Raw genomic sequence first — 24,798 nt, forward strand, 5'->3', positions numbered from 1 at the left:
GTTCAGTCCGCGTGGTCGGATTGCCGATAGAGATAGAACGCACCACCCACGACGCCGGCAATCATGACCATGGCCAGCACGCGTTCGAACGCACCATCCCAAGTGTCGGGAACGACAAAGAACAGGGGCGCGAGCAGAAGCCAGGCAACAGCGACTGCCTTTCCCCCATTTTGGAAGAGACTACGTCGCATGGCCGGCAGGCCTGAGAGCAGCCAGAATATTGCGGGGACGAGCAGATAGATCGCACCGACCAGCCATAGGTGGATCTCCACCCCGCCAAAGTCGCCGTCGCCATATTCATTATACAGAGCAAGCGTGAGGATGACCGCGGACAATAGTCCCAGCGCCGTCCGCATGGCCACATTGCGATGCCGGTCGCCGTCAGAGCGCAGCGTAAAACCAATGGCCAGGCACGCAATGCCCACAGCGAAAGTGCAGATCCCGAGATCCTGTATCCACGAATGGGGACCGGCTGCCAGCTCCGAGATCGTCTGAGCCATCGGGTTGTAGCCATCGATGATGAACCACATGGCCATATCAAGGATGACAGTCAGCACGGCGCCGAACAAGGCAAAGCCGGCCAGCACGCGATACGGCGCGAGCCCGGCGTGGTGGTGAACCGTCCTGCGGATGGTAGTGTCTGACATGGGGATTCCCTCGTTACTACAGGAACGGGGGGTGGGACGAACGGTTCCGGATTGTGCTGTAATCACTTGTCCCGCAGGACGCATGGGAGAGCGACAAGCAGCTCCCCGCCTGCGCGGGGATGAGCGCTTTCAAAGCAAATTTCTTCGCCCTGCGAAAAGGCGACCTGTGCGCCTTTTCGCGACGGGCTCAGTCATCCATCTTCAGTGCCTTGATGAATGCATCCTGCGGGATGTCCACCCGGCCGAACTGGCGCATCTTCTTCTTACCTGCCTTCTGCTTGTCGAGCAGCTTGCGTTTCCGTGAGGCGTCGCCGCCATAACATTTCGCGGTTACGTCCTTGCGCATTGCGGCGATGGTTTCGCGCGCGATGACCCGGCCGCCAATCGCCGCCTGAATCGGGATCTTGAACAGGTGCCGCGGGATCAGGTCCTTGAGCTTTTCGCACATCGCCCGGCCGCGATATTCCGCCTTGGACCGGTGCACGATGATGGCGAGCGCGTCGACAGGCTCTTCATTCACCAGAATCTGCATACGGACGAGATCGTCCTGGCGATAGCCGATGATCTGATAGTCAAAGCTGGCATAGCCCTTGGTGATGGATTTCAGCCGGTCATAAAAGTCGAACACCACCTCGTTGAGTGGCAGCTCATACACGACCATGGCGCGGGCACCGGCATAGGTCAGATCCTGCTGGATACCGCGGCGTTCCTCACACAGTTTCAGGACCGCGCCGAGATAATCGTCCGGAACCATGATCGTGGCCTTGATCCAAGGCTCTTCGATATGGTCGATATAGACCGGGTCCGGCATATCGGCGGGGTTGTGGAGGTCTTCCATCTCCCCGTTGGTCAGGTGCATGTGATACACAACCGACGGCGCCGTGGTGATGAGGTCGATATTGAACTCACGCTCCAGCCGTTCACGGATGATCTCCAGGTGCAACAGCCCCAGGAAGCCGCAGCGGAACCCGAAACCGAGCGCGGCGGATGTTTCCATCTCAAATTCAAAGCTGGCATCGTTCAGGCGCAGCTTGGCGATAGCATCGCGCAGATCCTCGAACTCTGCTGAGTCGACCGGAAAAAGGCCGCAGAACACCACTGGCTGTGAGGGTTTGAAGCCCGCCAGCGGTTTGTCCGCCGGGTTACGGTCATCGGTGATCGTATCCCCGACATTGGTGTCGGCCACTTCCTTGATCGACGCGGTGATATAGCCGATTTCGCCGGGGCCCATGCCATCCACGGTCACGCGATGCGGCGTGAACTTGCCCACCTGGTCCACCGTATAGGTGGCTTTGGCGTTCATCATGCGGATGCGCTGGCCCTTTTTGATCTTGCCGTCGACGACGCGGATCAGCACGACAACGCCCAGATAGCTGTCATACCAGCTGTCCACGAGCATCGCCTTGAGGGTCGCGTCCGCATCGCCCTTGGGCGCAGGCAGGCGTTTGACGATCGCTTCCAGCACGTCGGGCACCCCGAGACCGGTCTTGGCGGAGATGAGAACCGCGTCCTGTGCCTCGATCCCGATGACGTCTTCGATCTGCTCGATGACCCGCTCGGGCTCGGCCGCAGGCAGGTCGACCTTGTTCAGGACGGGGACGATATCATGATTGGCGTCAATGGCCTGATAGACGTTGGCCAAGGTCTGGGCCTCAACGCCCTGTGAGGCATCGACGACCAGAAGGGAGCCCTCAACGGCGTTCAAGGACCGGCTGACCTCATAGGCAAAGTCCACATGGCCCGGCGTGTCGATCAGGTTCAGCTGATAGGTTTTGCCATCCTTCGCCGTGTAATTGAGAGAGACGGTCTGGGCCTTGATAGTAATGCCCCGCTCGCGCTCCAGCTCCATATTGTCGAGCACCTGCTCTTTCATCTCACGGTCGGTCAGCCCGCCGGTCACCTGGATCAGGCGGTCGGCGAGTGTCGATTTGCCGTGGTCGATATGCGCGACGATGGAGAAATTGCGGATGTGCGAAAGGTCAGTCATCGCCCGCGTTTAGAGGGGGGCAGGCGCGCCCGCAATGGGGATTCCATGGATCGGCGCTGCCCCCAATGCAGGACCCACTCCCGATCGGGCCCGCAGCCCCATCAGCACCACCGCCCTGCGATTACGAACCAGACCATACGGTATGGTCCGAAAGACTGTACTGCGGGGCAATTGGGTCGTTAGCGGCTCGTTAACCTTTACAACTCATGGCTTTGCCCATTATGCTGCATTGCAGCGACAAAGAGGAGAATTCGTCATGAGCAGTCTGTTCGCCAGTGTTCTAGCCGTTCTTCTGGGCGGCCAACTGGCCAGCACCGCGTCCGATTACGAGGGGACGGTCTTCATCGAAGACGGCCAGGTCCAACTGGAAACGCCGTACTCACTGGAAAAATGTGCGATGGCCGTGCGCAGCACGTCCTGGGCGGCTGAGCCACGGGATGAAGGCATCTTCCAGCCTATCATCGACAAATCCTACCGCACCGCCGATGTGATCGGCACCTGCGCCAAGGGCAACACCGTCTACCTCATCACCACGGGGCAGATCGTCGCGGCACCGCCCAAAGCGTTCATCATGTAGGCGAAAACAGCCACGGCTCGCAAAAGCCGTGGCCATCGTCAAACGGCTCAGGCCTTCGCCTTCAGCACGTCGCGGATTTCTTCCAGCAACAGAATTTCTTTTGGCGGCTCGACCGGGGCATCGGCCGGAGCTTCGCTTTCGGCCTTCTTGGTCAGCGAGTTCATGCCTTTGACGAGCAGGAAGACCGCCCAAGCCACGATCAGGAACGAGATCAGGTTGTTGATGAACAGGCCATAGGCAATGGCCGGAGCGCCTGCCTCACGAGCAGCATCAAGCGACGCATAGTCACCGCCTGTTGGATCGTAGAACAGATCCGAGAAGTCGATCCCACCGGCCAGATAGCCGATTGGCGGCATGATGATGTCGCTGACGAGCGATTTGACGATCGTGCCAAATGCACCGCCAATGATCACGCCGACGGCGAGATCCACCACGTTCCCTTTAACCGCGAACTCTTTGAATTCACTGATAATTCCCATTTTATCCCTCAAATTTAGTTGATCTAAGTGCTTCATCGCACGAGTGCAGCCAATTTTGGCCGATACCTGCGCCGAAACTAATGAAGTCAAATTGTGCTGCAAGCAGAAATCTTTGTTCGCAGTCTGAAAATCATACTTTTCTGCAGTCACGATAGGTACCGTGACGCATTACTGGCGACAGATCGGAATGGGTAATCGTCCTTATAGGGCCGATGCCATCTGTTCGCGCAGGGCGGCGCTATCCTGTGCTGGCGGCAGTCCAAAATGCCGACGATAGTCGCGGCTGAACTGCGACGCGCTTTCATAGCCCACGGCATAGCCTGCGGCCGCGACGGAACTGTCGGCCATCATCCTCTGCCGGGCCTCCTGCAGGCGGATCAGCTTCTGGTAGTGGACCGGCGTCATTGTTGTGACGGCCTTGAAATGGCGGTGGAAGCTGGGGACGCTCATATGCGCGAGCGCTGCAAGATCGGCGACCTTCAGGCTCTCTGCAAAATGCGCCCGGATATGGGCCATGACCTGACGGACTCGGCCGGCCTGTCCCTCCCTCGCGCCCATATGTCGCAGAGCTGGGCCGAAGGGACTGTTCAGCAGCCGCCAGACGATCTCCTGCTGGATCAGCGGCCTCAGAACGGTCACGTCTTCAGCATCCCGCACCAGGCTGAGCAGCCTGATCAGCGGGTCAAAGAGGCGTTGATCGACATCATGGCTCGACAGCGGTGCAAAAATTTCAGCCGGTGACGGCATTCCCAATTGCCGTAGCGCGAGTTCAGCCACCATGTCGGGATCTATGGCCACGCTCATGGCCAGATAGGGCGCGGCGGGCGTGGCCGTTGTGATCCGCGCTGTCACGGGCACGTCGACGGCGGCGAGCAGCCCCTGCCCTGCGCCATAACGGAAAGCCTGATCCCCCAGCATGCTCAGCTTGTCCCCCTGCGCCACGATGCAGAAGGAAGGCTCGTAAACCGCGTGGATCATCCCATAGGGGTCATCGGCACGCGTCAGCGTCACCCCCGCGAAAGGAACGTGACGACCCGGCGCCGGGCACAACGCTGCGATTATCTCTGCGAGGCTGTCGATGCTCATGCGCTCTTCTGCCATGGAACCATCAACACCAGAATAGCGGCGCATACGGCTTGATAGGATCAGGCAAGAGCCTGAGACAATCGGGGGCGCGACATCGACCGTCGGGCGACTATCTCCTGATCACCAACCGCAAAGGAGATGACCCGTGCGAATGAAACAATTGGGAAAAAGCGGCCTGTTCGTGTCCGAGCTGTGCCTTGGCACCATGACCTTTGGCGGCAGCGATGACATGTGGGGCAAGATCGGCAAGCTCGACCAGGCAGCAGCCGATGACATCGTCAAAACCGCGCTCGACGGCGGAATCAATTTCATCGACACTGCCGATGTTTACGCGACCGGCAAGAGCGAAACCATTCTGGGCGAGAGCCTGCGCCGCCTTGGCGTGCCGCGCGACGATGTTGTCATCGCCACCAAGGGCCTTGGCCCCATGGGCGACGGACCGAACATGCGCGGCGCGTCGCGCTATCACGTCCTCAGCGCCTGTGAAGCGAGCCTCAAACGCCTCGGCCTTGATCACGTGGACCTCTATCAGATCCACGGCTTCGACCCCGCAACGCCGATTGAAGAAACGCTGGAGGCGCTCAACACACTCGTCCAGCACGGGCATGTCCGATATATCGGCCTGTCCAACTGGGCCGCGTGGCAGGTCATGAAGGCTGTGGGCATTGCCGAGGCGCGACGCCTCGCCCCGATCACTTCGCTGCAGGCCTATTACACGATCGCCGGCCGGGACCTGGAACGTGATGTCATCCCCATGCTGAAGAGTGAAGGCGTAGGCCTTATGGTGTGGAGCCCGCTGGCCGGTGGGTACCTGTCCGGCAAATATGATCGCGACGGTAAGGGATCAGACGGTCGCCGTGCCAATTTCGACTTTCCCCCCGTGAACAAGGATCGCGCTTTTGACGCCATCGAGGTGATGCGCACAATTGCGGAGGAGAAGGGCGTCAGCATCGCGCAGATCGCCCTGTCATGGCTGCTGCACCAGCCCGCCGTCAGCTCCGTCATCGTCGGCGCCAAACGGGTTGATCAGCTGACGGACAATATTGCATCAACGGAGGTTGAGCTGACGAACGATGAGCTGACGCGGCTTAACGAAGTCAGTGCGCTGCCAGCGGAATATCCGGGTTGGATGATCGAACGGCAGGGTGAATACCGCGCCCATATGAAAGAAAACGGTTAAATCAGAAAAGAGCGGCCTTCGAGCCGCTCTTTTTTGTCACTAATCTGGGTTCAACTCGCCTCATTGGCGAAAGGCCGGTGCGAATGGGCAACATTGACAATTTCACGGGCTATTAACCCTAGATTTCCTTTCGGCCTCAAACCGTTTTCGAATAGGCAAGGAGTGTCATGGACTTTTTGCAAGGGGAACCATTCAATGAAATTCAAAGGCATCGCTGCCTTGGCAGCTGCAGCAACAGTCTCCAGCGCCGGCGCTTGGGCGACCACCTATACCGAGACGGTTGATGCGGGGAATACTCTCGCATCATCGATTACGCTGCCCGGCGGCACGACAAGTGTCGAAGGCAAGCTTGAAGGTGGTGGTGATAACCAGCCGGCCGATCTTTATAAATTCACGCTCGACGCCGATTCCCGCCTGACCATCAGGCTGCTTTCAAGTGCGTTCGATGCCAACCTCCTGCTGTTCAACAGTCTTGGCCAAGGCCTCGCCGGCAATGATGATACCATCCCGGGTTTCACGCCCTGTGACACGGCTTCGAGTGCATCGTTGGATTCCTGTATCAGCATCGACCTGCTGGCCGGCGATTATTTTGTGGCCGCCTCGATCAACAATGCCTACGGCTATGATGCAGATGGTCGGATCATGCTGGGCAATGACAATGGCATTCTCCCCACGCCATCGCTGCAGGTCCTGTCCTATGTACTCGGCGGCACCCTTTATGGCGCCGACAGAGACTACACATTGACCTTCATCGCCACGGGCGATTCAGAAGTTCCCCTGCCTGCAGCGCTGCCCATGTTCGCCTCTGCCCTTGCAGGGGGGACATTCCTGCGCCGCCGCAAAGGCGCAAAGGCATAGCGCTCGTCGCTTCATCTACGCATACGGAATAAAAAAGGGCGGCCCTAGAGCCGCCCTTTTTGTTTGTACCTGACTGCCTTACGCTGCGTTCAGCTTACGGATCGTATAGTGCAGGATGCCGCCATTGCGGTAATAGTCGAGCTCATCCGCCGTATCGATCCGTGACAGAAGCGTGATTTCCTGCACCTTCCCGTCAGGGCTCGTGATCGTGGCCTTCAACTTCTCCTGTGGCTTCATGGTTTCCACACCGAGCACGGAGACCTTTTCGTCACCGCTGAGGCCCAGGGATTCCCAGGAGACGCCGTCTTCGAACTGCAGCGGCAGGACACCCATGCCGATCAGGTTCGAACGGTGGATCCGTTCAACGCTTTCAAAGATCACTGCCTTGACGCCCAGAAGCACCGTGCCCTTGGCCGCCCAGTCGCGCGACGAGCCGTTGCCGTACAGGGAGCCACCAAACACGACGAGCGGCGTAGCCGTTTCCTTGTACTTCATGGCCGCGTCGTAGATCGACATTTCCTCGCCGGTCGGAACGTATTTCGTCACGCCGCCTTCGGTACCGGGCAGCATGAAGTTCTTGATACGGATGTTGGCGAAGGTGCCGCGCATCATGACTTCGTGATTGCCCCGGCGTGAACCGTAGGAGTTGAACTCTGCTGGCGGCACACCGTGATTTTCCAGATACCGCGCCGCGGGGCTGGATTTCGCAATAGAGCCAGCAGGCGAGATATGGTCCGTGGTCACACTGTCGCCGAGCAGGGCGAGAATACCGGCGCCTTCGATCGCGTCAGGATTCCCCGGCACCTGGTTCATGCCTTCAAAGTAAGGTGGGTTGGCGACATAGGTCGATTCTGGCCAGGAATAGGTTTCCCCGCCGCCGGCTTCGATCGCCTGCCACCGCTCGTCACCCTTGAACACTTCGGCATAACGTTCAGCGAACATTTCACGGGTCACGTTGGCCCGAACAATCTCGGCGATCTCATGCGAGCTTGGCCAGATGTCCTTGAGGTACACGTCGTTACCGTTCGTATCCTGGCCCAGCGGTTCACTGGTCAGGTTCACGTTCATCGAGCCAGCAAGGGCATAGGCGACGACCAGTGGTGGCGACGCGAGGAAGTTCGCGCGCACGTCCTGGCTGATCCGGCCTTCGAAGTTCCGGTTCCCCGACAGGACCGAGGCGACCGACAGATCGTTCTCGTTCACGGCCTTGGAAATAGCTGCCGGCAGCGGGCCGGAGTTCCCGATACAGGTGGTACAGCCATAGCCGACAAGGTTGAAGCCGATGGCATCGAGGTCATCCTGCAGGCCGGACTTCTCAAGATAGTCCGTGACCACCTGCGACCCCGGTGCGAGCGAGGTCTTCACCCATGGCTTGCGCGTGAGGCCAAGAGCCCGGGCTTTGCGGGCCACAAGACCGGCAGCGACCAGCACCGACGGGTTGGAGGTGTTCGTACACGATGTAATCGCGGCGATGGCTACGTCGCCATGGCCAATCGTGTAGTCAGCGCCTTCGACAGGGACCTGCTTGCCTTTTTCAGCGAGCTGTCCGTATTCCTTGTCCAGCGCATTATCGAAGCCTTGCGGCGCTTCGGTCAGCAGGATGCGGTCCTGTGGACGTTTTGGACCTGAGATACAGGGCACGACGGTCGACAGGTCGAGATGCAGCGTGTCGGTAAAGACCGGCTCAACCACATTCTCAGTCTTGGAGTAACGCCACAGGCCCTGTTCCCGCGCATAGGCTTCGACGAGCGCGATACGCTCTTCTTCGCGACCAGTGGCGCGCAGATAGCGCAGGGTTTCTTCGTCAACCGGGAAGAAGGCGCAGGTCGACCCGAATTCTGGTGACATGTTCCCCAGGGTCGCGCGATCTTCGAGCGTCAGATAGTCCACACCCGGACCATAGAATTCGACGAACTTCCCGACGACGCCTTTCTGGCGCAGCATCTGGGTGACGGTCAGCACGAGGTCGGTGGCGGTCGCGCCTTCCGGCATTCTGTCCGTCAGCTTGAAGCCGATGACTTCAGGGATCAGCATGGACACAGGCTGACCGAGCATCGCGGCTTCAGCCTCAATACCGCCCACGCCCCAGCCAAGGATCGAAAGGCCGTTGACCATGGTCGTGTGGCTGTCCGTCCCGACAAGCGTATCGGGATAGGCGTAGGTTTCGCCGCCATGCTCAGCCGTCCAGACGGTCTGGCCGAGATATTCAAGATTCACCTGGTGGCAGATACCGGTGCCAGGAGGCACAACACGGAAATTCTTGAACGCCGACTGACCCCATTTGAGGAAGGTATAACGTTCCGCATTGCGCTCATATTCGCGCTCAACGTTTTTTTCGAACGCCTGCTCAGTCCCGAAATAGTCGACCATGACCGAGTGGTCGATGACGAGGTCGACGGGGGCCAGCGGGTTGATCTTCTTGGGGTCACCGCCAAGAGCCTTCATCGCATCGCGCATCGCGGCGAGGTCAACGACAGCGGGGACACCCGTGAAGTCCTGCATAAGAACACGCGCCGGACGATAGGCAATCTCGACAGGGTTCTTACCACCGTTTTTCATCCAGTCGCCGAACGCCTTGACCTGGGAGATGTCCACAGAGCGTCCATCCTCGAACCGCAGCAGGTTTTCGAGCAGGTATTTCAGCGTGACCGGCAGGCGGCTCAGGTCCCCGATTTCGGCTTCGGCGGCCTTGAGGGAATAATAGGCGTAGTCTTTATTGCCGACCTTCAGGGTCTTTTTGGTCTTCAGGCTGTCGTGACCAGGTATCATGCAGGCTCTCCTATGGGCTGGGCGCGGCGGCCAACCGAATGACGGGGGCGCGCGCCGGTGTCTGGTCCGCTTATGCAGAAGGCCGCGGCCCGGCGCAATGCGGAGCATCCGTCTGCACCACAGGGTGTTGAAGGACCGTTGCTGACGATGCGACAATATGCAGGGAGCATCCGCGCTTTTGAGGTCGCATTACACCGTCAAGTGGTATAGGGCGCGCGTAAATCTATGATGACCTTTGGTCAGATCGAGGCAAGTCATGTTCGCTGAGCTGGACGCCGTATTATTGGCCCGCATCCAATTCGCTTTCACTGTTGCATTTCACTTCATCTTTCCTGCGTTTTCCATCGGACTGGCCAGCTATCTTGCTGTTTTGAACGGGATGTACCTGAAAACGGGCAATGAATCCTATCTGCGCCTTTTCAAATACTGGCTGAAAATTTTTGCTATCGGTTTCGCCATGGGCGTCGTGTCCGGCATCACCATGTCCTACCAGTTCGGGACGAACTGGTCTGTCTTCTCCGATATCGCGGGGCCGGTGATCGGTCCGCTGATGGCCTATGAGGTGCTGACCGCCTTCTTCCTGGAGGCGGGCTTCCTTGGCATCATGCTGTTCGGCCGCGAGCGGGTGGGGGCGAAGCTGCACATGTTTGCCACGCTGATGGTGGCTGTCGGTACGGCCATCTCCGCCACATGGATCCTGTCCGTGAACAGCTGGATGCACACCCCGCAAGGCTACGAAATCGCCGAGAATGGCCAGTTCCTGCCTGTCAGCTGGATGGAAGTCATCTTCAACCCCTCCTTCCCCTATCGCCTCGCCCACACCCTGACCGCAGCCTATCTGACCACCGCCTTCATCGTCGGCGGCGTTGGCGCGTGGCACCTGCTGAAAGGTCGCAAAGACAATGCCGGCGTGAAGACCATGTTCTCCATGGCCATGTGGATGGCCGCGATCGTGGCGCCGGTTCAGGTCTTTCTCGGTGATTTGCACGGCCTGAACACGCTGGAGCACCAGCCGGCGAAGGTCATGGCGATGGAAGGCCATTATGAGAGCCACCCCGAGGGGGCGCCGCTCTATCTGTTCGGTATTCCCGACGATGAGGAACAGGAGCTGAAATACGCCGTGGGCGTGCCCAAGCTGTCCTCCCTGATCCTGCATCACGACCTCAACGCGCCGATGGAGGGTCTCGACACCATTCCCGATGACGAGCAGCCGCCCGTCTTTATCGTTTTCTGGGCCTTCCGCATCATGGTGGCCATCGGCATGGCCATGGTCGGCGTGGGGATGTTCAGCCTCTACACCCGCTATCGCAAGACGCTCTACACCAACACATGGCTGCACCGGGTCGCCTTGGTCATGGCCCCATCAGGGCTCGTCGCCGTGATCGCCGGATGGATTACGACGGAGGTGGGCCGCCAGCCCTATACGGTCTACGGCCTGCTACGGACGACCGATTCCGTATCCCCGATTGCAGCGCCCGCTGTGGCGACATCCCTGCTGATCTTTATCGTCGTCTATTTCACCGTCTTTGGCGCGGGGGTATTCTATATCCTCCGCCTGATGAGCAAGCCGCCTGAGCTGGGTGAGCGCGGCGTGCGCAGCGAGCCTGGCCCGATCCGGACCTCCGGCACCACGCCAGCCGCCCAGATGGAAAGCCAGACCAATCCCGGTGATGGGGAGCCTGCCTGATGGAAATCGCAGAACCACTGACCATTGCCTGGGCCTTCCTCCTCGCCCTTGCTGTCTTTATCTACGTGGTCCTTGACGGGTTCGACCTTGGCATTGGCATCCTGTTCGGCCTGTTCCCTGAAAAGCGGGATCGGGACGTCATGATGAACGCCGTCGCGCCCGTCTGGGACGGCAATGAAACCTGGCTGGTCCTCGGCGGCGGCGGCCTGATGGCCGCCTTTCCCATGGCCTATGCGATCCTGATGCCCGCCCTCTATATGCCGATCATCGGCATGCTGCTGGCGCTCGTTTTTCGCGGCGTCGCTTTCGAATATCGTTGGCGCACGGAGCGCTGGAAGAAATGGTGGGACCGGGCCTTCTTCGGCGGCTCTCTCATCGCGTCGTTGTGCCAGGGGATTGCGCTTGGCGCACTGCTGCAGGGCGTAGAGGTCGATGGCCGCGCCTATGCTGGCGGCTGGTGGGACTGGCTGACGCCGTTCAGCCTCCTGACCGGCGTCGCGGTGGTCGTCGGCTATACCCTCCTGGGGGCGACCTATCTGGTCATGAAGACCACGGGTCCGCTGCAGGAAAAAGCGCGCAGCCTGTCATGGGTGTTCGGTGTCGCGACGATCGGTTTCATCGGCGCGGTCAGCCTCGCCACGCCGTTTCTCGAAGGAGAATATTACCGGCGCTGGTTCACCATGCCGGGCATCGTCTTCGCGGCACCCATTCCGCTGGCTATTGGCGTCCTGACCTGGATGATGTTCATGTCCCTGCGGCGACACCAGCACGAGTACCGGCCCTTCATCCTGTCGCTGATCATCTTTGCCCTCTGCTTTGTCGGCCTCGGCGTTTCGATGTTCCCGAATATCGTCCCGCCGGATGTATCGATCTATGATGCGGCGACGCCGTTCAAATCCCAGATCTTCATGTTCGTGGGGGCGGTCGCCCTTCTCCCCATTATTCTTGGGTACACGGCCTATGCCTATTGGGTGTTCCGCGGGAAGATCGACCCGGAAAAGGGCTATCACTGATGACCGGTCAGCCCCGCCCCCTCTGGCAGAAACTGTTATGGTTCGTCGCCCTGTGGGGCGGCGGCGTTCTGGTGGTTGGCACGGTCGCCTATCTCATCCGCGCGATGATCATGCCTTGATAGACGTCATGGACACGCCCCCGCACCCCGCGTAATCTCGCCTTAAAAAGGGGAGTGGGCCCATGAAACGCATTCTGGTCTGTGGCGTATCGCTGGTCATGCTGGCCGCCTGTGATGGCGGTGGCGGTGGTGAAAGCTATGAGGTTGCCTACGCCCCCGCCCCGATGGCCGAGGCAGACAGCATCGTCGTGACCGGCAGCCGCGCGAAAGCGGCTCCCCAAGCTGACATGATGGAGGCGGGCACGGATGCCCCCAGCGATGACCGCCAGCTCGCCTATGAATATAATGCCGAGCTGCGCCTGCCCGCTGGCAATGTCGGCGCGGTGGCTGCCGCCCATGAGGCGAAGTGCAAGGCCGCCGGTCCCGCCATCTGCCAGGTCATGTCGAGTTCCCTGAATGAACAGGGTGAGGACTATGTCTATGCGCGCCTTCAGTTCCGGGCGGCGAAATCCTACATGGATCCGTTCCGAAGTGGTCTGTCTGCCGAAGCGGAGAAAGCCCAAGGGCAGCTGACCTCCCTCTCCTCCACCGCCGAGGACCTGACCCGCTCCATCACCGATACGTCGGCCCGGCTGGAGGCCCAGCGCGACCTGCGCGAACGACTGCTGGTGTTGCTTGAGAAGGACACGGATCAGATTGGAGACCTGTTACAGATTGAGCGGGAGCTGGCCCGGGTGCAGGGCGAGATTGAATCCGCCGAAAGCTATCTGAACTTCCTCAAGGGCCGGGTGTCCATGGACATGATGTCCGTGAACTATTCCGCGATCCCTAAAGCCGTGACACCGCAAACGCTGGATCCGCTCAAGCGGGCCGTGACAGGGTTCGTCGGGACGGTCGCGCGCAGCCTGGCCGCCGTCATCTCGTTCATCGCCGCCGCCCTGCCCTGGATCCTGATCGGCGTGCCGGTCCTTTGGGTGGCCATTTCATTCGTCCGTCGGATGTTCCGGCGTCGGAAGGTCTGAGCCTTCAGGGACGGCTTGTTGATCTCCGCACCCAGCCGATGCTCAGGACATAGCGGGTGCCCGCCTCAACCCTGGACACGGCGTGTTCTGATCGATCCGGGCGGAAGAACTTGATCCGTCTGGTCGCGTAGATCGGATCGGCACAGAAAAATTCGCCGCCGACATCCGCCTGCCTGATGACGATGTTCAACCGATAATGCCGTTTGCCGGTCACAGGATCGGTATGAGGCGGGATCTCACTGCCCGTGGGGAACCGCAGGAGATAACAGTCCCATGGCAAAGGGATAGGGAGCGTCGCCAGCAGCATCTTGTCATAGCCGCTGGCCTGTCGTCCGCGCACCCATCGCCAGATCGGCGGGGCCATGGCGGGCGATCACATTCCCGTCTGGGCGCCGACCATTTCTTCCTTGAAGTCGCGGATGACGCCGGGCCAGCGACCAAGGCGAGAACCGATATGGGTTTCCGTCACGCCGCCGGTCATGTCGATGATGAAGTCGATGCCGATCTGTGACTTGTCCTCGAGCACATAGGCCCGGCCGTTCACATTGCTCTCGTTGAAGCCATTGACGATGCGATAGTCATCATCGGTCACGCCGCGGCCCAGATCGAAGTTCGCGAACAGCAGAAGCTGGCCACAGCGCTTGGGGCGGCCCGAACAGTCGAGAGTCCGCACGACGAACACCATGCCATTGGCCTGACCCGTCGCGACGGGCGCGCCGGTTGTCTTGTCCGTCAGCATGGTCGGCGTGAGCCCCGCCTCGGTCAGCAGCATTTCAAGCTCATTCGCCGAAATGGAATCCTGCACCATCTCCTTGGGAGCCGCGCTGGCGGTCGCCCCTGAAAACGCGGCCAGAGCCATTGCGGCACTTGCCCAAATCACCAAACCCTTGCCCATGATGATATCCCCACTGTGCTTTGTGATTAACGTGCCGTAAAGGCGAGCCGATGTCTATGGCAGGTGCGCGTCGCCCCACTTGCAACCCGCGCCGACTTGCCACACTGCGAAGTTACGGTGTCGACCGATATAGGATGTAGAAACAATGGCTGAGCAATCCGTGTCATCCCGACCGACATATTCCCCCGGCGCACCACCCGCCATGCCGCTGTCCCCGCACCTGCAAATCTGGCGCTGGGCAGTAACCATGGCGTCGTCTATTGCGCAACGGGCCACCGGTGTCGCGCTTTATGCGGGCTATGTTCTGCTCGTTGTCTGGGTCGCGGCGGCCGCGATCGGCGATGATGCCTATAATGGCGTGCGGGCCTTCCTCGCCTCACCTTTCGGCATTCTCATCCTGATCGGATTCACTTGGGCGCAGATGTATCACATGTGCAAAGGCATCCTGCATCTGATCTGGGATTCAGGTCACGCGATCGAAAAAGGCTCGGCCAAGATCGCCGCCTGGACCGTCTTTGGTCTCTCCGCCCTTCTGACCATCATCATCTGGGCAGTCGCCTTTTCAGTGACGGGAGCCTGATTCATGTCGAGCAACGCCACACAGCATTTCGTCCTTCAACGGTTTACCGCGATGATCCAGATCCCGCTCGTGGTCTGGCTCGTTATTTCCCTACTCCGCCACGCTGGCGACAGCCGCGCCGACATGGTGGCCTGGCTTGGGCGTCCCGGTCTTCTCGGACTGCCCCTGACGGCCATACTGCTCGGTCTGTTTCTGGTCAGTGTCGGCTACCACATGCATCTGGGCATGAACGACATTATCGACGACTACATTCACAAGAAGGGCACTCGCGGCCTGCTGCACACGGTGAACATTCTGTTCGCTCTGGGCATGGCAGGCGCCGGTCTCCTGTCCATTATTTCAATTCTGATTGTCTGAGGTACGTATCCGATGAGCGCAACACAGCCGTCTTCGTCCTATGAAATCATTGATCACGTCTATGACGTGGTCGTCGTCGGCGCCGGTGGCGCCGGTCTTCGCGCGACGCTCGGGGCTGCCCAGGCGGGCCTTAACACCGCCTGCGTCACCAAGGTTTTCCCGACCCGGTCCCACACAGTGGCGGCACAGGGCGGCATTTCCGCGTCGCTCGGCAATATGGGCGAGGATGACTGGCGCTGGCACATGTATGACACCGTGAAGGGGTCAGACTGGCTGGGCGATCAGGACTCGATCGAATATCTCGTGCGCAACGCGCCGGATGCCGTGTACGAGCTCGAGCATTGGGGTGTCCCCTTCTCCCGCACCGAAGAAGGCAAGATCTACCAGCGCGCCTTTGGCGGGATGACCAAGAATTTTGGCGAAGGGCCCGTCCAGCGGACCTGCGCAGCGGCCGACCGGACCGGTCATGCTATGCTGCACACGCTGTATGGTCAGGCCGTGCGCCAGAAGGCCAAATTCTTCATCGAATATTTTGCGCTCGACCTGATCATGGAAGACGGCGAGTGCCGCGGCGTAATGACGTGGAATCTCGAAGACGGGACTATTCACCGCTTCCGCGCCAAGATGGTGATCCTCGCCACCGGCGGCTATGGCCGTGCCTATTTCTCCTGTACTTCCGCCCATACCTGCACAGGGGATGGCAATGCCATGGTCCTGCGCGCCGGCCTGCCGCTGCAGGACATGGAATTTGTCCAGTTCCACCCGACGGGCATCTATGGTGCCGGCTGCCTCATTACCGAAGGCGCTCGCGGTGAAGGCGGCTTCCTGACGAACTCGGATGGCGAGCGGTTCATGGAGCGCTATGCGCCCTCTGCCAAGGATCTTGCCAGCCGTGACGTGGTCAGCCGCGCCATGACGATGGAAATCCGCGATGGCCGCGGCGTCGGCGAAGGCAGCGACCACATCCACCTGAACCTGAACCACATCCCGGCCGAGACCCTGCATGAGCGCCTGCCCGGTATCTCTGAGACAGCGCGCATTTTCTGCGGCGTCGACGTGACCAAGGAGCCGGTGCCGGTCCTACCGACCGTGCACTACAATATGGGCGGCATCCCGACCAACTTCCACGGCGAAGTCGTCACCAAGGATGGCACCGATACGGACAAGGTCGTCCCCGGCCTTATGGCCATTGGAGAAGCCGCCTGCGTGTCGGTTCACGGTGCCAACCGTTTGGGGTCGAACAGCCTGATCGACCTGGTGGTGTTTGGCCGCGCTGCAGGCCTGCGCTGTGCCGAGATTCTGGATCCGAAAGAGCCAGTGCCGGAATTCAAGAACGGCGCTGGGCAGAACGCCCTCGATCGCCTCGACCGGTTCCGCTACGCCAAGGGCGATACGCCAACGTCAGACCTGCGCCTCAACATGCAGAAGGTCATGCAGAACAATTGCGCCGTCTTCCGTACCGGTGAGGTTCTGGAAGAAGGCACCCAGAAGATCCGCCACGTCCAGGGCGGCATCCATGATGTGAATGTCTCCGACCGCACCATGATCTGGAACACGGACCTCGTTGAAACACTCGAGTTCGACAACCTTATCTCCCAGGCCATGGTGACGATGGACTCAGCAGCCAACCGTCAGGAAAGCCGCGGCGCTCACGCGCGTGAGGACTTCACTGAACGCGACGACACCAACTGGATGAAACATACCATCGCCTGGTACGATAATGGCGATACCCGCATCGACTACCGGCCGGTCCATACATGGACCCTGTCGAACGAGGTGTCGTATATCGAACCCAAGAAGCGGGTCTACTAGACCCCGTCGCACTCCTACCTCGGGGGCGGCGCCGCGTTTCCTGCACGGCGCCCCCGGCAAGACACAACTTTCGCGCCGACGCGCATGGGATTGGATAGAAAATGGTCGAACTGACGCTTCCCAAAAATTCGAAAATCTCCGGCGAAGGTCGCCATTATGCGCCGACCAAAACGGTCGAAGGCGCCAAGCTGCGCACGGTCAAGGTTTACCGGTATGACCCCGAAGACGGCCAGAACCCGCGCGTCGACACCTATGACGTGAACGTTCAGGGCGTATCGATGGTTCTGGATCTTCTGATCAAGATCAAGTCAGAGCTCGATCCCACGCTTGCTTTCCGCCGGTCCTGCCGCGAAGGCGTGTGCGGCTCCTGCGCCTTCAACATCAATGGCAAGAACGGCCTCGCCTGCATCACCGGGCTCGATGAGCTGGGATCGGGCGATATTTCGATCTATCCCTTGCCCCACCAGCCCGTGGTCAAGGATCTGGTCACCGATCTGAGCAAATTCTACGAACAGCACGCAGAGGTTCGCCCGTTCCTGCAGCGCGATGAATTGCCAAAGACCGAAATCCAGCAGTCGCCCGAAGACCGCGAGAAGCTCGACGGCCTTTACGAATGCATTCTGTGCGCCTGTTGCTCAACATCCTGCCCTTCCTACTGGTGGAACGGTTCGAAAGAGGGCGAAGAGGAATATCTCGGCCCGGCGGCGCTTCTCCAGGCGCACCGCTGGATCAAGGACAGTCGCGACGACAAGACCGACGAACGGCTGGCCGCGCTTGACGATACGTTCAAGCTCTACCGCTGCCACACCATCATGAACTGCGTGAATGTCTGTCCGAAAGGGCTGAACCCGGCAGAAGCCATTGCCGAAATCAAGCGCATGCAGATCGAGCGCCGCAAATAGGGGCGCGCCCCGAAAGGCCGGACCCTCTGTGACCATCAAGGACCGTTTCCGCCTGCTCAGTGAAGATATCCTCGCTGAGGTGCACTACACCTACAAGCAGGTGAGTTTTGAATGGCAGCGGCAGGACGGTAGCTGGCAGAAACAGGATCGTGAGGTCCTGGACCGTGGCCATGGCGCGGCCATCCTTCCCTATGATCCGGCGCGTAGCACCGTCCTTCTGATCCGCCAGTTTCGTTATCCCGCCTTTGAAGCGGGCTATGATGGCCTGTTGATCGAGGCAGCCGCGGGATTGCTGGATGATGCTGATCCTGAAACCCGCATCCGCCTCGAAGCCGAAGAGGAGCTGGGCTATTCGCTTCACGACGTGCAGCGGGTCTTCACCAGCTTCATGAGCCCGGGCAGCGTCACCGAGCAAATCCACTTCTTCATTTCACGGTATGACCCGAGCATGAAAACCTCAGCCGGTGGCGGTAAAGCCGATGAAGGGGAGGACATTGATGTGCTGGAGATGAGCATTGAGGATGCCATGGACATGGTCCGCAATGGTCAGATCTGTGACGCCAAGACGATCATGCTGCTGCAGCATGCCGCACTGACCATCTTTGCGTAGGCGCCCTGACGCCAATGGCCGTTGGCCCCTACTCCCGCCACCAGACGTCCTGTGGCACAGGCTCATCAGCAAGGGTTGAAAGATAGGTGCGCAGGTCGTCGAACTCCTACGCCGTAAGGTCTGGAAAACGGTCTGGCGCGACGAGGCTCATCAGCCCCAGATTGTCCCGCCCTCCCATTCCTACACCGGTCGTCAGAAGCTGCCTGAAGTCGTCTTCGGGGTAGCTTGCAACGATGGCCAGATCGGGTGTCGCCGGGTCGCCCGACTTCCCACGCAGATCAAGCCCGTGGCATTCATTGCAGGTCGTCATCGCCAGATACTCACCCCGACGGATCGCCGCGTTTTCGTGCATCTGATGCTTGAGGGGTGGCACGTCAGTGGCCCACATGGCGAGGCTTTTCTCGCCTTCAACGGCAAGCAGCCATCGCGCCTTCCAGCCCAGAATAGGATCCGGCAGATCGCTCGCTTCGACCGGCACCGACCGGAGATAGGCGATCATGGCGATAAGGTCGTCATCACTCAGGTGCACGAAATTATAGGACGGCATGGACCAGAAAGCCCGGTCGTCAGCGCCGATACCATGACGAATCGCCCGTTCAAGCGTCGCCACATCGTGATCCCTCGCATACGCAGCGAGATTGGGCGCCACAGCACGTTCGACCCATGACCATTGATCTGTGAACGTCCGGCCTTCAAGCTTCTGCCCGTGGCAGCCGAAACACCCTCGTATCCGCGCCACATGCCGCCCCTGTTCGATGGTTTTCAGGTCGGATGGAATATCGGCGGTAAACTCCGTCGGCTGTGGATATTGGGTGAGCTTCCGCTCACTGATCAAATAGACTGCAGATACAAAAGCGGCGATCGCGGCTATGACCGCGCCGACGATATGGACAGTGAGTTTCATGGGGCTCTCTCCAAACCCGATGAATATCGTACCATTCCGGCGGCAGGACCGCCAAGACCGTTATGCAGTCAGCCATGGCGCAGGATCTCCTTCGACCCAGGCCATCAGTACGGTATCTCTGATCCCGATATGCGTATGCCACTGGGCGCGCAGATAGCCGTCCTGCTGGAAACCAAGCGACCTGAAGAGTGCCAGCGATGGCGTATTCTCCGGATCGATATCGGCAATGATCCGGCGGGGACGAAACGTCGGTACGAAGGTCTTCAGCGCCAACGCCATGCCCTGCCGAGCTATGCCGCGCCCCGTTGCGTGAGGCACGACCATGATCCCCGCCTCCCAAACGCCGGGACAATTTATAAAGAACGTCACCCGGCCCAGGATCTCACCAGACGCCTTGTCAGCCATGGCCCAACTGATGCTTTCGGGCCCGTCGGCCCACTCTTCCAACTGTTTCTCAGTGTCCGTCACTGTTGCGAAGGCAGGACTGGGCAGGTAACGACAACTGGCCTCATCACCAAAAATGAGGTGCATGGCCTCAGCGTGCGCTGACGGATCCAATGGAACCAGTTCGATATAATACGACATATACGATCACTTACTGCTTTCACAAGTAACTTTAGAACTATCCTCTAATTGTTTGAAAAACTTGTGGATACGAACTACAGATTTAAGTTGATAAACTTCGCCTCTACTACCACAGTTCGGCCATGGATGCTCACCTTGTTGCTAACCGTTTCGGCGCACTGGCTCAGACCACTCGCCTCAATATCCTGCGCCAGTTGGCGGCAGCAGGTCCTGATGGTCTGCCTGCAGGAGAGCTGGCCAACCTGACGAAGGTCCCGGCCTCGACCTTGTCATTCCACCTGAAAGAACTCACGCGGAACGGTTTGATTACATCGGAGCGGCAAGGTCGTCTCATTGTCTATCGCGCTGACATTCCAAGCCTGCGCGGTCTGGCCCGTATGCTTGAAGATGACTTCAGCGAGGTGAATGTGGATTTGACGCAGACATCAGGTCGTCCCTCCCCTAGATAGCGCCCCAGTGTGAGCTGTGAGGGGTTGTGCGCGATGACCAATGTTCTTTTTCTGTGTACCGGCAATTCGGCCCGGTCGATAATGGCCGAAAGCTATCTGAACCATATTGGCGGCGACTGGGCCGGATACTCTGCGGGATCAAATCCGACGGGTACGCCCCATCCAATGGCCCTGCAGACACTGGCAGCTCACGGCGTCACACCCCAGGATGGCGACGGCGCCTCGCCCCGGTCGAAAAGCTGGAACGATTTCTCTCGTCCGCCCGCGCCGGTGATGGATGTGGTCATCACCGTCTGTGATAACGCCGCCGCCGAAGTCTGCCCGATCTGGCCGACGCGCCCTGAAACACCGCCGCCCCGGAAACTGCACTGGTCATTCCCGGACCCCGCAGCGGCCGAAGGCAGCGAGGAAGATCGGCTTGCAACCTTTTCGCAGGTCTTTGCGAACATCCGTTCAAAGATAGACGAACTGACAGGTTGAACGATGCCCTATGCGAAGAAATGGGTTGCCGAATGTCTCGGCACGGCGCTGCTGCTCGCCATCGTCATCGGGTCGGGGATCATGGGAGATGTTCTGTCGACGGATGATGCCGTGGCCCTGCTTGGCAATACGCTGGCGACGGGTGCGGGTCTTGTCGTCCTGATCTGGATGTTTGGGCCTATTTCCGGAGCCCATTTCAATCCAGCCGTGACCTTGAGCTTCCTGCTTCAACGACAGATTGGCCCGGCCGCTGCCACAGGCTTCATTCTTGCACAGATTATCGGCGCCTTCCTCGGCGTCTGGCTGGCCCATGGCATGTTCGATCTCGAGATCATGCAGGTCAGCATCAAGGCGCGCGAGGGCATCGGGCAGGTGCTGGGCGAAAGCGTTGCGACCTTTGCTCTTGTACTCACCATCCTGCTGACCGTGCGGCAGCGGCCAGAAGCTGTCGCCGTGGCGGTGGGGCTCGTCATCGTGGCAGGCTACTGGTTCACCTCGTCGACCAGCTTTGCAAACCCGGCGGTCACGCTAGCCCGATCGCTCAGCGACACATTCGCGGGGATCGCGCCATCATCCATCCCTGGATTCCTGTTGGGACAGGGCATCGGCATGCTGGCGGCGACGGGCATCGCCGGGTGGCTGGTGCCTGCAGCAAGGCCTCAGACGGCGTAGCGCATGGCCCGGTCAAAGACGGCGCGGTCTACATTGCCGCCCGACAGGACCACGGCCGTCCGCAGGCCCTTGGTAGCCACATGGCCATAGAGGATGGCGGCCAGCGCCACTGCGCCCCCCGGCTCCAATATGACTTTCAGCTCTTCAGCGGCAAAGCGGATGGCGGCCATCGCTTCCTGGTCGGAGACGGCCAGCCCCTCTGCCTTGAGCGACTTGAGGAGGGGAAAGGTGATCTGCCCTGATGTCGAGACCAGCAGGGCGTCGCAGACGGAGGTACCGCCCGGCGGGTTGGCCAGACGGCCGCCTGACACCAGAGAGCGCCGGACATCGTCAAAGCCTTTGGGTTCGACCGTGAACAGGCGCGCCCCGGGGTGCTCAGCCGCCATCGCCATGCCGATACCCGCCGCAAGCCCACCGCCGGAACAGCACACAAGGATCTGGTCGAGTTCGACACCCAGGCGTTGCGTTGTCTCGGCAATCTCAAGGCCCACCGTTCCCTGTCCGGCAATGACGTGCGGATCGTCGAACGGGGGGATGAGAACAGCGCCCTTCTCTGCGGCCAGCCGGCCGGCAATCTCCTCCCGGCTTTCATTAAGCCGGTCATAGGTCACGATCTCGGCACCGAGCCTGCGGGTACGATCGCGTTTCACCTGGGGGGCATCTTCCGGCATCACAATGGTCGCCTCGACCCCAGCCATACGGGCCGCCAGCGCCACGCCCTGAGCATGATTGCCCGATGAATAAGCAACGACCCCTGCGGCTTTTTCCCGCTCGGTCAGTTGCAGAACGCGGTTCAGCGCACCGCGAATCTTGAACGATCCGGTCTGCTGCAGGCACTCTGCTTTCAGGAAAACCTCACCGCGACAGCGCAGATCCAGCAGGGGGGAGCGCAAGAGCGGCGTCGGTGTCAGATGCGGCCGCAGCCGGTCGGCCGCCGCATGGATATCATCAATCGTGACACTCGCCGTCTTTTGCATCGATTGCGTCCTCTTCCATCATCGCTATATCAACGATCAGTCCTGTCAGGCTCGTCTGACCTCAAACACTGCGCAAACGGAAGACCCCAACCCGCATGACGCAACCGCTCCCTGCCTATCAGCAATTGGTCGATGAAGGCACGCTCACTCCCGATCCGGAGCAGCGTCAGGCTGCCATCCTCCTGGCAGAGCTGTCAGCGGCCCTGAAAGGGTATCGCCCCGGTCGGTCTGAAGGTCTGTTCCGTCGGCATCGTCGCGAGGCCCCGAAGGGTGTTTATTTGTGGGGCGGCGTCGGCGTCGGCAAGAGCCTTTTGATGGATCTGTTCGTGGAAAATGCACCGGTGGCTGCACGGCGACGGGTCCATTTTCATGCCTTCATGCAGGAAGTGCACAGTTTCATGACGCAATGGCGCGGCCTGAGCGAAGCGGAGCGAAAATCGCACCCCGCGCGCCATCATGATGCGAGCCTTGATGACCCCATCCCCCACGCCGCCCAATCGGTGTTCAACGGGGCGCATCTTTTCTGTTTCGACGAATTTCAGGTGTCCGATGTCGCCGACGCCATGATCCTGGGACGGCTGTTCGAGACCCTGTTCGAGCTTGGTGCCGTGATCGTTGCGACATCCAATCGACGTCCCGATGAGCTCTACAAGAACGGCATCAATCGGCAGCTTTTCATGCCTTTCATCGAGATGATCGAGCGTCACCTGACCGTTCAGCACCTCGTAGGCATTAAGGATTACAGGCTCGATCGGCTGCAAAATCAGGACGTCTATTTCTATCCGCTGAACCGGAAATCCGACGACGCGATGAACGCCAGCTGGCGCGCCATGACGACCGGCGCGGTCGCCGAAAGGGCTGTTTTGCGCTCCGGCAGCCGGGAAATTTCAGTGCCCTGCGCAGCCCGTGGCACGGCGCGCGGCACGTTCGACCACTGGTGTGCCTCCACCCACGGCGCGAAAGACTACCTTCTCCTCGCCGCCGATTATCCGACTGTTTTTATTGATCATATACCGCAGATGTCACCGGACCTCCGCAACGAGGCCAAGCGGTTTGTGACCCTGATCGACGCCCTCTACGAAGCGCGCTGCACTTTGTTTTGCTCTGCCGAGGTGGCACCAGAAGACCTGTACCCAACAGGTGATGGTTCTTTCGAGTTCGAAAGGACCGTGAGCCGCCTTCGCGAAATGCAGTCTGAGGCCTATCTTGGTCTAGAGCATGTGGGTCCCGACCCAGAACAATCTTCGTGATTGATTAACCAAGGCCGCCATAAATTTAACATCCTTTGAACCGAACCTTGCCTAAATGCGTTATGCTAATGCAGTTTGGGTTGGATGGGTCAATTTGACCTACCCAGGATTAGGCGTTGGAGGTGTGAAATGTTGAGCGGCCGGACGGCATTATTGATCGGGACAACACTCTCGACGCTCTGCGTTTCTTCGGCCTGGTCGCAGGAAGACCATGGCTATTATATCTCCGCCAGTCTCGGCGGCACCAATCCTTTCATTGGCCCCCGCCAGAATGTCTATGTCCTCGACACGACCCAGCCCCTGACGTCCGATCAGGAAATGGAACTCGTCTTCCCGTCGACAATGCACAACAAATTCGATGGTGATGGCCTGAATTTCGGCAATTTCACCAATCTTGCCGCCGGTTACCGCTTCTCGTCGCGCTTCCGCATCGAAGCGGAGGTTTCCTACTTGCAGAACGACACGGCAACCTATCGCGCCTTCAGCATCGCCAGCGATGATCCCAATCGCGAGGATGAGGACAAGGACGCGCGCGACCGGTATTACACGCCGCCCGGCAATGATCTCGACAGCATTTTTTCGAGTGGTTACGGCAAGGTCGAAACCAAGGCGACCTTCGCCAATGGTTTCCTTGATCTGCCCATCAAGGAAAGCCGTTGGGTCCCCTATGTGGGTGCCGGTATCGGTATTGCCGAAGTGGATGTGGATTTCCGGCCCGGCGGGGTAGACCTCGTCAACATGGACGAGACCGTCTTTGCCTATCAGGCGATTGTCGGCATGGCCTATGAATTCAAATCCGATACGGACCTGACCCTCGGTGCCCGCTATCGCGGCATGAGTGATGTGTCGGTGAACACTGAATATCTGCCACCAGCCTTTTCCGTTGAGAATGAAGGACTGGTGGGCGAAGTGGGCCTTCGCCTCGGCTTCTGATTGAACTTCAAGATCATCGGGCGGCGTG

27 protein-coding genes are annotated in these 24,798 nt (G+C 59.7%); 17 read left to right on the forward strand and 10 right to left on the reverse strand.

Features of this window, described 5'->3' with window-relative positions:
* Positions 1-2: 2 nt before the first annotated feature.
* Together RUI03_RS13640 and lepA are read right to left on the reverse strand one after the other, a co-directional pair.
* Positions 3-647 (reverse strand): DUF998 domain-containing protein, encoded by a 645-nt coding sequence (locus tag RUI03_RS13640; RefSeq protein WP_317288015.1) that lies wholly within the window; start codon positions 645-647, stop codon positions 3-5.
* A 187-nt stretch (positions 648-834) separates the two neighbouring features.
* Entirely contained in the window at positions 835-2,634 is a 1,800-nt protein-coding gene (lepA, locus tag RUI03_RS13645) for a translation elongation factor 4 (RefSeq protein WP_317288016.1), read from the reverse strand.
* 256 nt (positions 2,635-2,890) lie between these two features.
* On the opposite strand from lepA, the gene RUI03_RS13650 reads away from it, so the two are divergent.
* The gene (locus RUI03_RS13650; protein WP_317288017.1) at positions 2,891-3,211 is read left to right on the forward strand and encodes a hypothetical protein; all 321 of its coding nucleotides are present in this window, start codon (positions 2,891-2,893) and stop codon (positions 3,209-3,211) included.
* Between the two features lie 47 nt (positions 3,212-3,258).
* Here RUI03_RS13650 and mscL read toward each other — a convergent pair whose 3' ends face one another.
* Together mscL and RUI03_RS13660 are read right to left on the reverse strand one after the other, a co-directional pair.
* Positions 3,259-3,690, reverse strand: coding sequence for a large conductance mechanosensitive channel protein MscL (mscL, locus tag RUI03_RS13655; protein ID WP_410795957.1), 432 nt, complete (start codon positions 3,688-3,690; stop codon positions 3,259-3,261).
* Positions 3,691-3,891: 201 nt separating this feature from the next.
* Positions 3,892-4,776, reverse strand: a complete 885-nt coding sequence (locus RUI03_RS13660) for an AraC family transcriptional regulator (RefSeq protein ID WP_317288019.1) — start codon at positions 4,774-4,776, stop codon at positions 3,892-3,894.
* A gap of 145 nt (positions 4,777-4,921) precedes the next feature.
* On the opposite strand from RUI03_RS13660, the gene RUI03_RS13665 reads away from it, so the two are divergent.
* Positions 4,922-5,956, forward strand: coding sequence for an aldo/keto reductase (locus RUI03_RS13665; protein WP_410795881.1), 1,035 nt, complete (start codon positions 4,922-4,924; stop codon positions 5,954-5,956).
* Between the two features lie 195 nt (positions 5,957-6,151).
* On the forward strand, positions 6,152-6,814 hold the full coding sequence (locus RUI03_RS13670; RefSeq protein ID WP_317288021.1) for a DVUA0089 family protein: 663 nt from the start codon (positions 6,152-6,154) through the stop codon (positions 6,812-6,814).
* A 78-nt stretch (positions 6,815-6,892) separates the two neighbouring features.
* On the opposite strand, the gene acnA is transcribed toward RUI03_RS13670, so the two are convergent.
* Positions 6,893-9,583: an aconitate hydratase AcnA gene (acnA, locus tag RUI03_RS13675; RefSeq protein WP_317288022.1), complete on the reverse strand. Its 2,691-nt coding sequence runs from the start codon at positions 9,581-9,583 to the stop codon at positions 6,893-6,895.
* Positions 9,584-9,839: 256 nt separating this feature from the next.
* Between acnA and RUI03_RS13680 the strand changes: the two genes are divergently transcribed.
* The 4 genes from RUI03_RS13680 (at position 9,840) to RUI03_RS13695 (ending at position 13,364) form a co-directional block, all read left to right on the forward strand.
* On the forward strand, positions 9,840-11,270 hold the full coding sequence (locus RUI03_RS13680; RefSeq protein ID WP_317288023.1) for a cytochrome ubiquinol oxidase subunit I: 1,431 nt from the start codon (positions 9,840-9,842) through the stop codon (positions 11,268-11,270).
* Entirely contained in the window at positions 11,270-12,283 is a 1,014-nt protein-coding gene (cydB, locus tag RUI03_RS13685; RefSeq protein ID WP_317288024.1) for a cytochrome d ubiquinol oxidase subunit II, read from the forward strand. The genes RUI03_RS13680 and cydB overlap by 1 nt, the downstream gene beginning before the upstream one ends.
* On the forward strand, positions 12,283-12,402 hold the full coding sequence (locus tag RUI03_RS13690) for a DUF2474 family protein (RefSeq protein WP_317288025.1): 120 nt from the start codon (positions 12,283-12,285) through the stop codon (positions 12,400-12,402). The genes cydB and RUI03_RS13690 overlap by 1 nt, the downstream gene beginning before the upstream one ends.
* A 62-nt stretch (positions 12,403-12,464) precedes the next feature.
* Positions 12,465-13,364, forward strand: a complete 900-nt coding sequence (locus tag RUI03_RS13695; protein ID WP_317288026.1) for a DUF4349 domain-containing protein — start codon at positions 12,465-12,467, stop codon at positions 13,362-13,364.
* A 4-nt stretch (positions 13,365-13,368) separates the two neighbouring features.
* Here RUI03_RS13695 and RUI03_RS13700 read toward each other — a convergent pair whose 3' ends face one another.
* Positions 13,369-13,728 carry a 2OG-Fe(II) oxygenase gene (locus tag RUI03_RS13700; RefSeq protein ID WP_317288027.1) on the reverse strand — a complete coding sequence of 120 codons (360 nt, stop codon included), beginning with the start codon at positions 13,726-13,728 and terminating at the stop codon, positions 13,369-13,371.
* Positions 13,729-13,737: 9 nt separating this feature from the next.
* On the reverse strand, positions 13,738-14,259 hold the full coding sequence (locus RUI03_RS13705) for a YbjN domain-containing protein (protein ID WP_317288028.1): 522 nt from the start codon (positions 14,257-14,259) through the stop codon (positions 13,738-13,740).
* Positions 14,260-14,461: 202 nt separating this feature from the next.
* Here RUI03_RS13705 and sdhC point away from each other — a divergent pair, with 202 nt between their 5' ends.
* The 5 genes from sdhC (at position 14,462) to RUI03_RS13730 (ending at position 18,520) form a co-directional block, all read left to right on the forward strand.
* A complete protein-coding gene (sdhC, locus tag RUI03_RS13710) occupies positions 14,462-14,839 on the forward strand; it encodes a succinate dehydrogenase, cytochrome b556 subunit (RefSeq protein ID WP_317289656.1) in 378 nt (125 codons plus the stop codon).
* A gap of 3 nt (positions 14,840-14,842) precedes the next feature.
* Positions 14,843-15,196: a succinate dehydrogenase, hydrophobic membrane anchor protein gene (sdhD, locus tag RUI03_RS13715; RefSeq protein WP_317288029.1), complete on the forward strand. Its 354-nt coding sequence runs from the start codon at positions 14,843-14,845 to the stop codon at positions 15,194-15,196.
* A gap of 12 nt (positions 15,197-15,208) precedes the next feature.
* Complete coding sequence (gene sdhA / locus RUI03_RS13720; RefSeq protein ID WP_317288030.1) at positions 15,209-17,008, forward strand: succinate dehydrogenase flavoprotein subunit; 1,800 nt, start codon at positions 15,209-15,211, stop codon at positions 17,006-17,008.
* Between the two features lie 101 nt (positions 17,009-17,109).
* Positions 17,110-17,910 (forward strand): succinate dehydrogenase iron-sulfur subunit, encoded by an 801-nt coding sequence (locus RUI03_RS13725; RefSeq protein ID WP_317288031.1) that lies wholly within the window; start codon positions 17,110-17,112, stop codon positions 17,908-17,910.
* Positions 17,911-17,938: 28 nt separating this feature from the next.
* Positions 17,939-18,520 carry an NUDIX domain-containing protein gene (locus tag RUI03_RS13730; protein WP_317288032.1) on the forward strand — a complete coding sequence of 194 codons (582 nt, stop codon included), beginning with the start codon at positions 17,939-17,941 and terminating at the stop codon, positions 18,518-18,520.
* Positions 18,521-18,626: 106 nt separating this feature from the next.
* Here the strand turns inward: RUI03_RS13730 and RUI03_RS13735 are convergent, their stop codons facing one another.
* Positions 18,627-19,424 carry a c-type cytochrome gene (locus tag RUI03_RS13735; protein WP_317288033.1) on the reverse strand — a complete coding sequence of 266 codons (798 nt, stop codon included), beginning with the start codon at positions 19,422-19,424 and terminating at the stop codon, positions 18,627-18,629.
* Positions 19,425-19,484: 60 nt separating this feature from the next.
* A complete protein-coding gene (locus RUI03_RS13740) occupies positions 19,485-20,009 on the reverse strand; it encodes a GNAT family N-acetyltransferase (RefSeq protein WP_317288034.1) in 525 nt (174 codons plus the stop codon).
* 122 nt (positions 20,010-20,131) lie between these two features.
* Here RUI03_RS13740 and RUI03_RS13745 point away from each other — a divergent pair, with 122 nt between their 5' ends.
* Genes RUI03_RS13745 through RUI03_RS13755 form a run of 3 tightly spaced genes read left to right on the forward strand, consistent with a single transcriptional unit; the run spans position 20,132 to position 21,610 of the window.
* Positions 20,132-20,458 carry a metalloregulator ArsR/SmtB family transcription factor gene (locus tag RUI03_RS13745; RefSeq protein WP_317288035.1) on the forward strand — a complete coding sequence of 109 codons (327 nt, stop codon included), beginning with the start codon at positions 20,132-20,134 and terminating at the stop codon, positions 20,456-20,458.
* Positions 20,459-20,491: 33 nt separating this feature from the next.
* The gene (locus tag RUI03_RS13750) at positions 20,492-20,938 is read left to right on the forward strand and encodes an arsenate reductase ArsC (RefSeq protein WP_317288036.1); all 447 of its coding nucleotides are present in this window, start codon (positions 20,492-20,494) and stop codon (positions 20,936-20,938) included.
* A gap of 3 nt (positions 20,939-20,941) precedes the next feature.
* Positions 20,942-21,610: an MIP/aquaporin family protein gene (locus RUI03_RS13755; RefSeq protein ID WP_317288037.1), complete on the forward strand. Its 669-nt coding sequence runs from the start codon at positions 20,942-20,944 to the stop codon at positions 21,608-21,610.
* On the opposite strand, the gene RUI03_RS13760 is transcribed toward RUI03_RS13755, so the two are convergent.
* Positions 21,598-22,587, reverse strand: coding sequence for a threonine/serine dehydratase (locus tag RUI03_RS13760; RefSeq protein ID WP_317288038.1), 990 nt, complete (start codon positions 22,585-22,587; stop codon positions 21,598-21,600). The genes RUI03_RS13755 and RUI03_RS13760 overlap by 13 nt on opposite strands.
* A 95-nt stretch (positions 22,588-22,682) precedes the next feature.
* Between RUI03_RS13760 and zapE the strand changes: the two genes are divergently transcribed.
* Both zapE and RUI03_RS13770 read left to right on the forward strand, forming a co-directional pair.
* On the forward strand, positions 22,683-23,837 hold the full coding sequence (gene zapE, locus RUI03_RS13765; RefSeq protein ID WP_317288039.1) for a cell division protein ZapE: 1,155 nt from the start codon (positions 22,683-22,685) through the stop codon (positions 23,835-23,837).
* Between the two features lie 129 nt (positions 23,838-23,966).
* Entirely contained in the window at positions 23,967-24,770 is an 804-nt protein-coding gene (locus tag RUI03_RS13770) for an outer membrane protein (protein ID WP_317288040.1), read from the forward strand.
* The last annotated feature ends 28 nt before the right edge of the window (positions 24,771-24,798 follow it).

Origin of the sequence: Parvularcula sp. LCG005 (genome assembly GCF_032930845.1) — a bacterium.
GTDB lineage: Bacteria > Pseudomonadota > Alphaproteobacteria > Caulobacterales > Parvularculaceae > Parvularcula.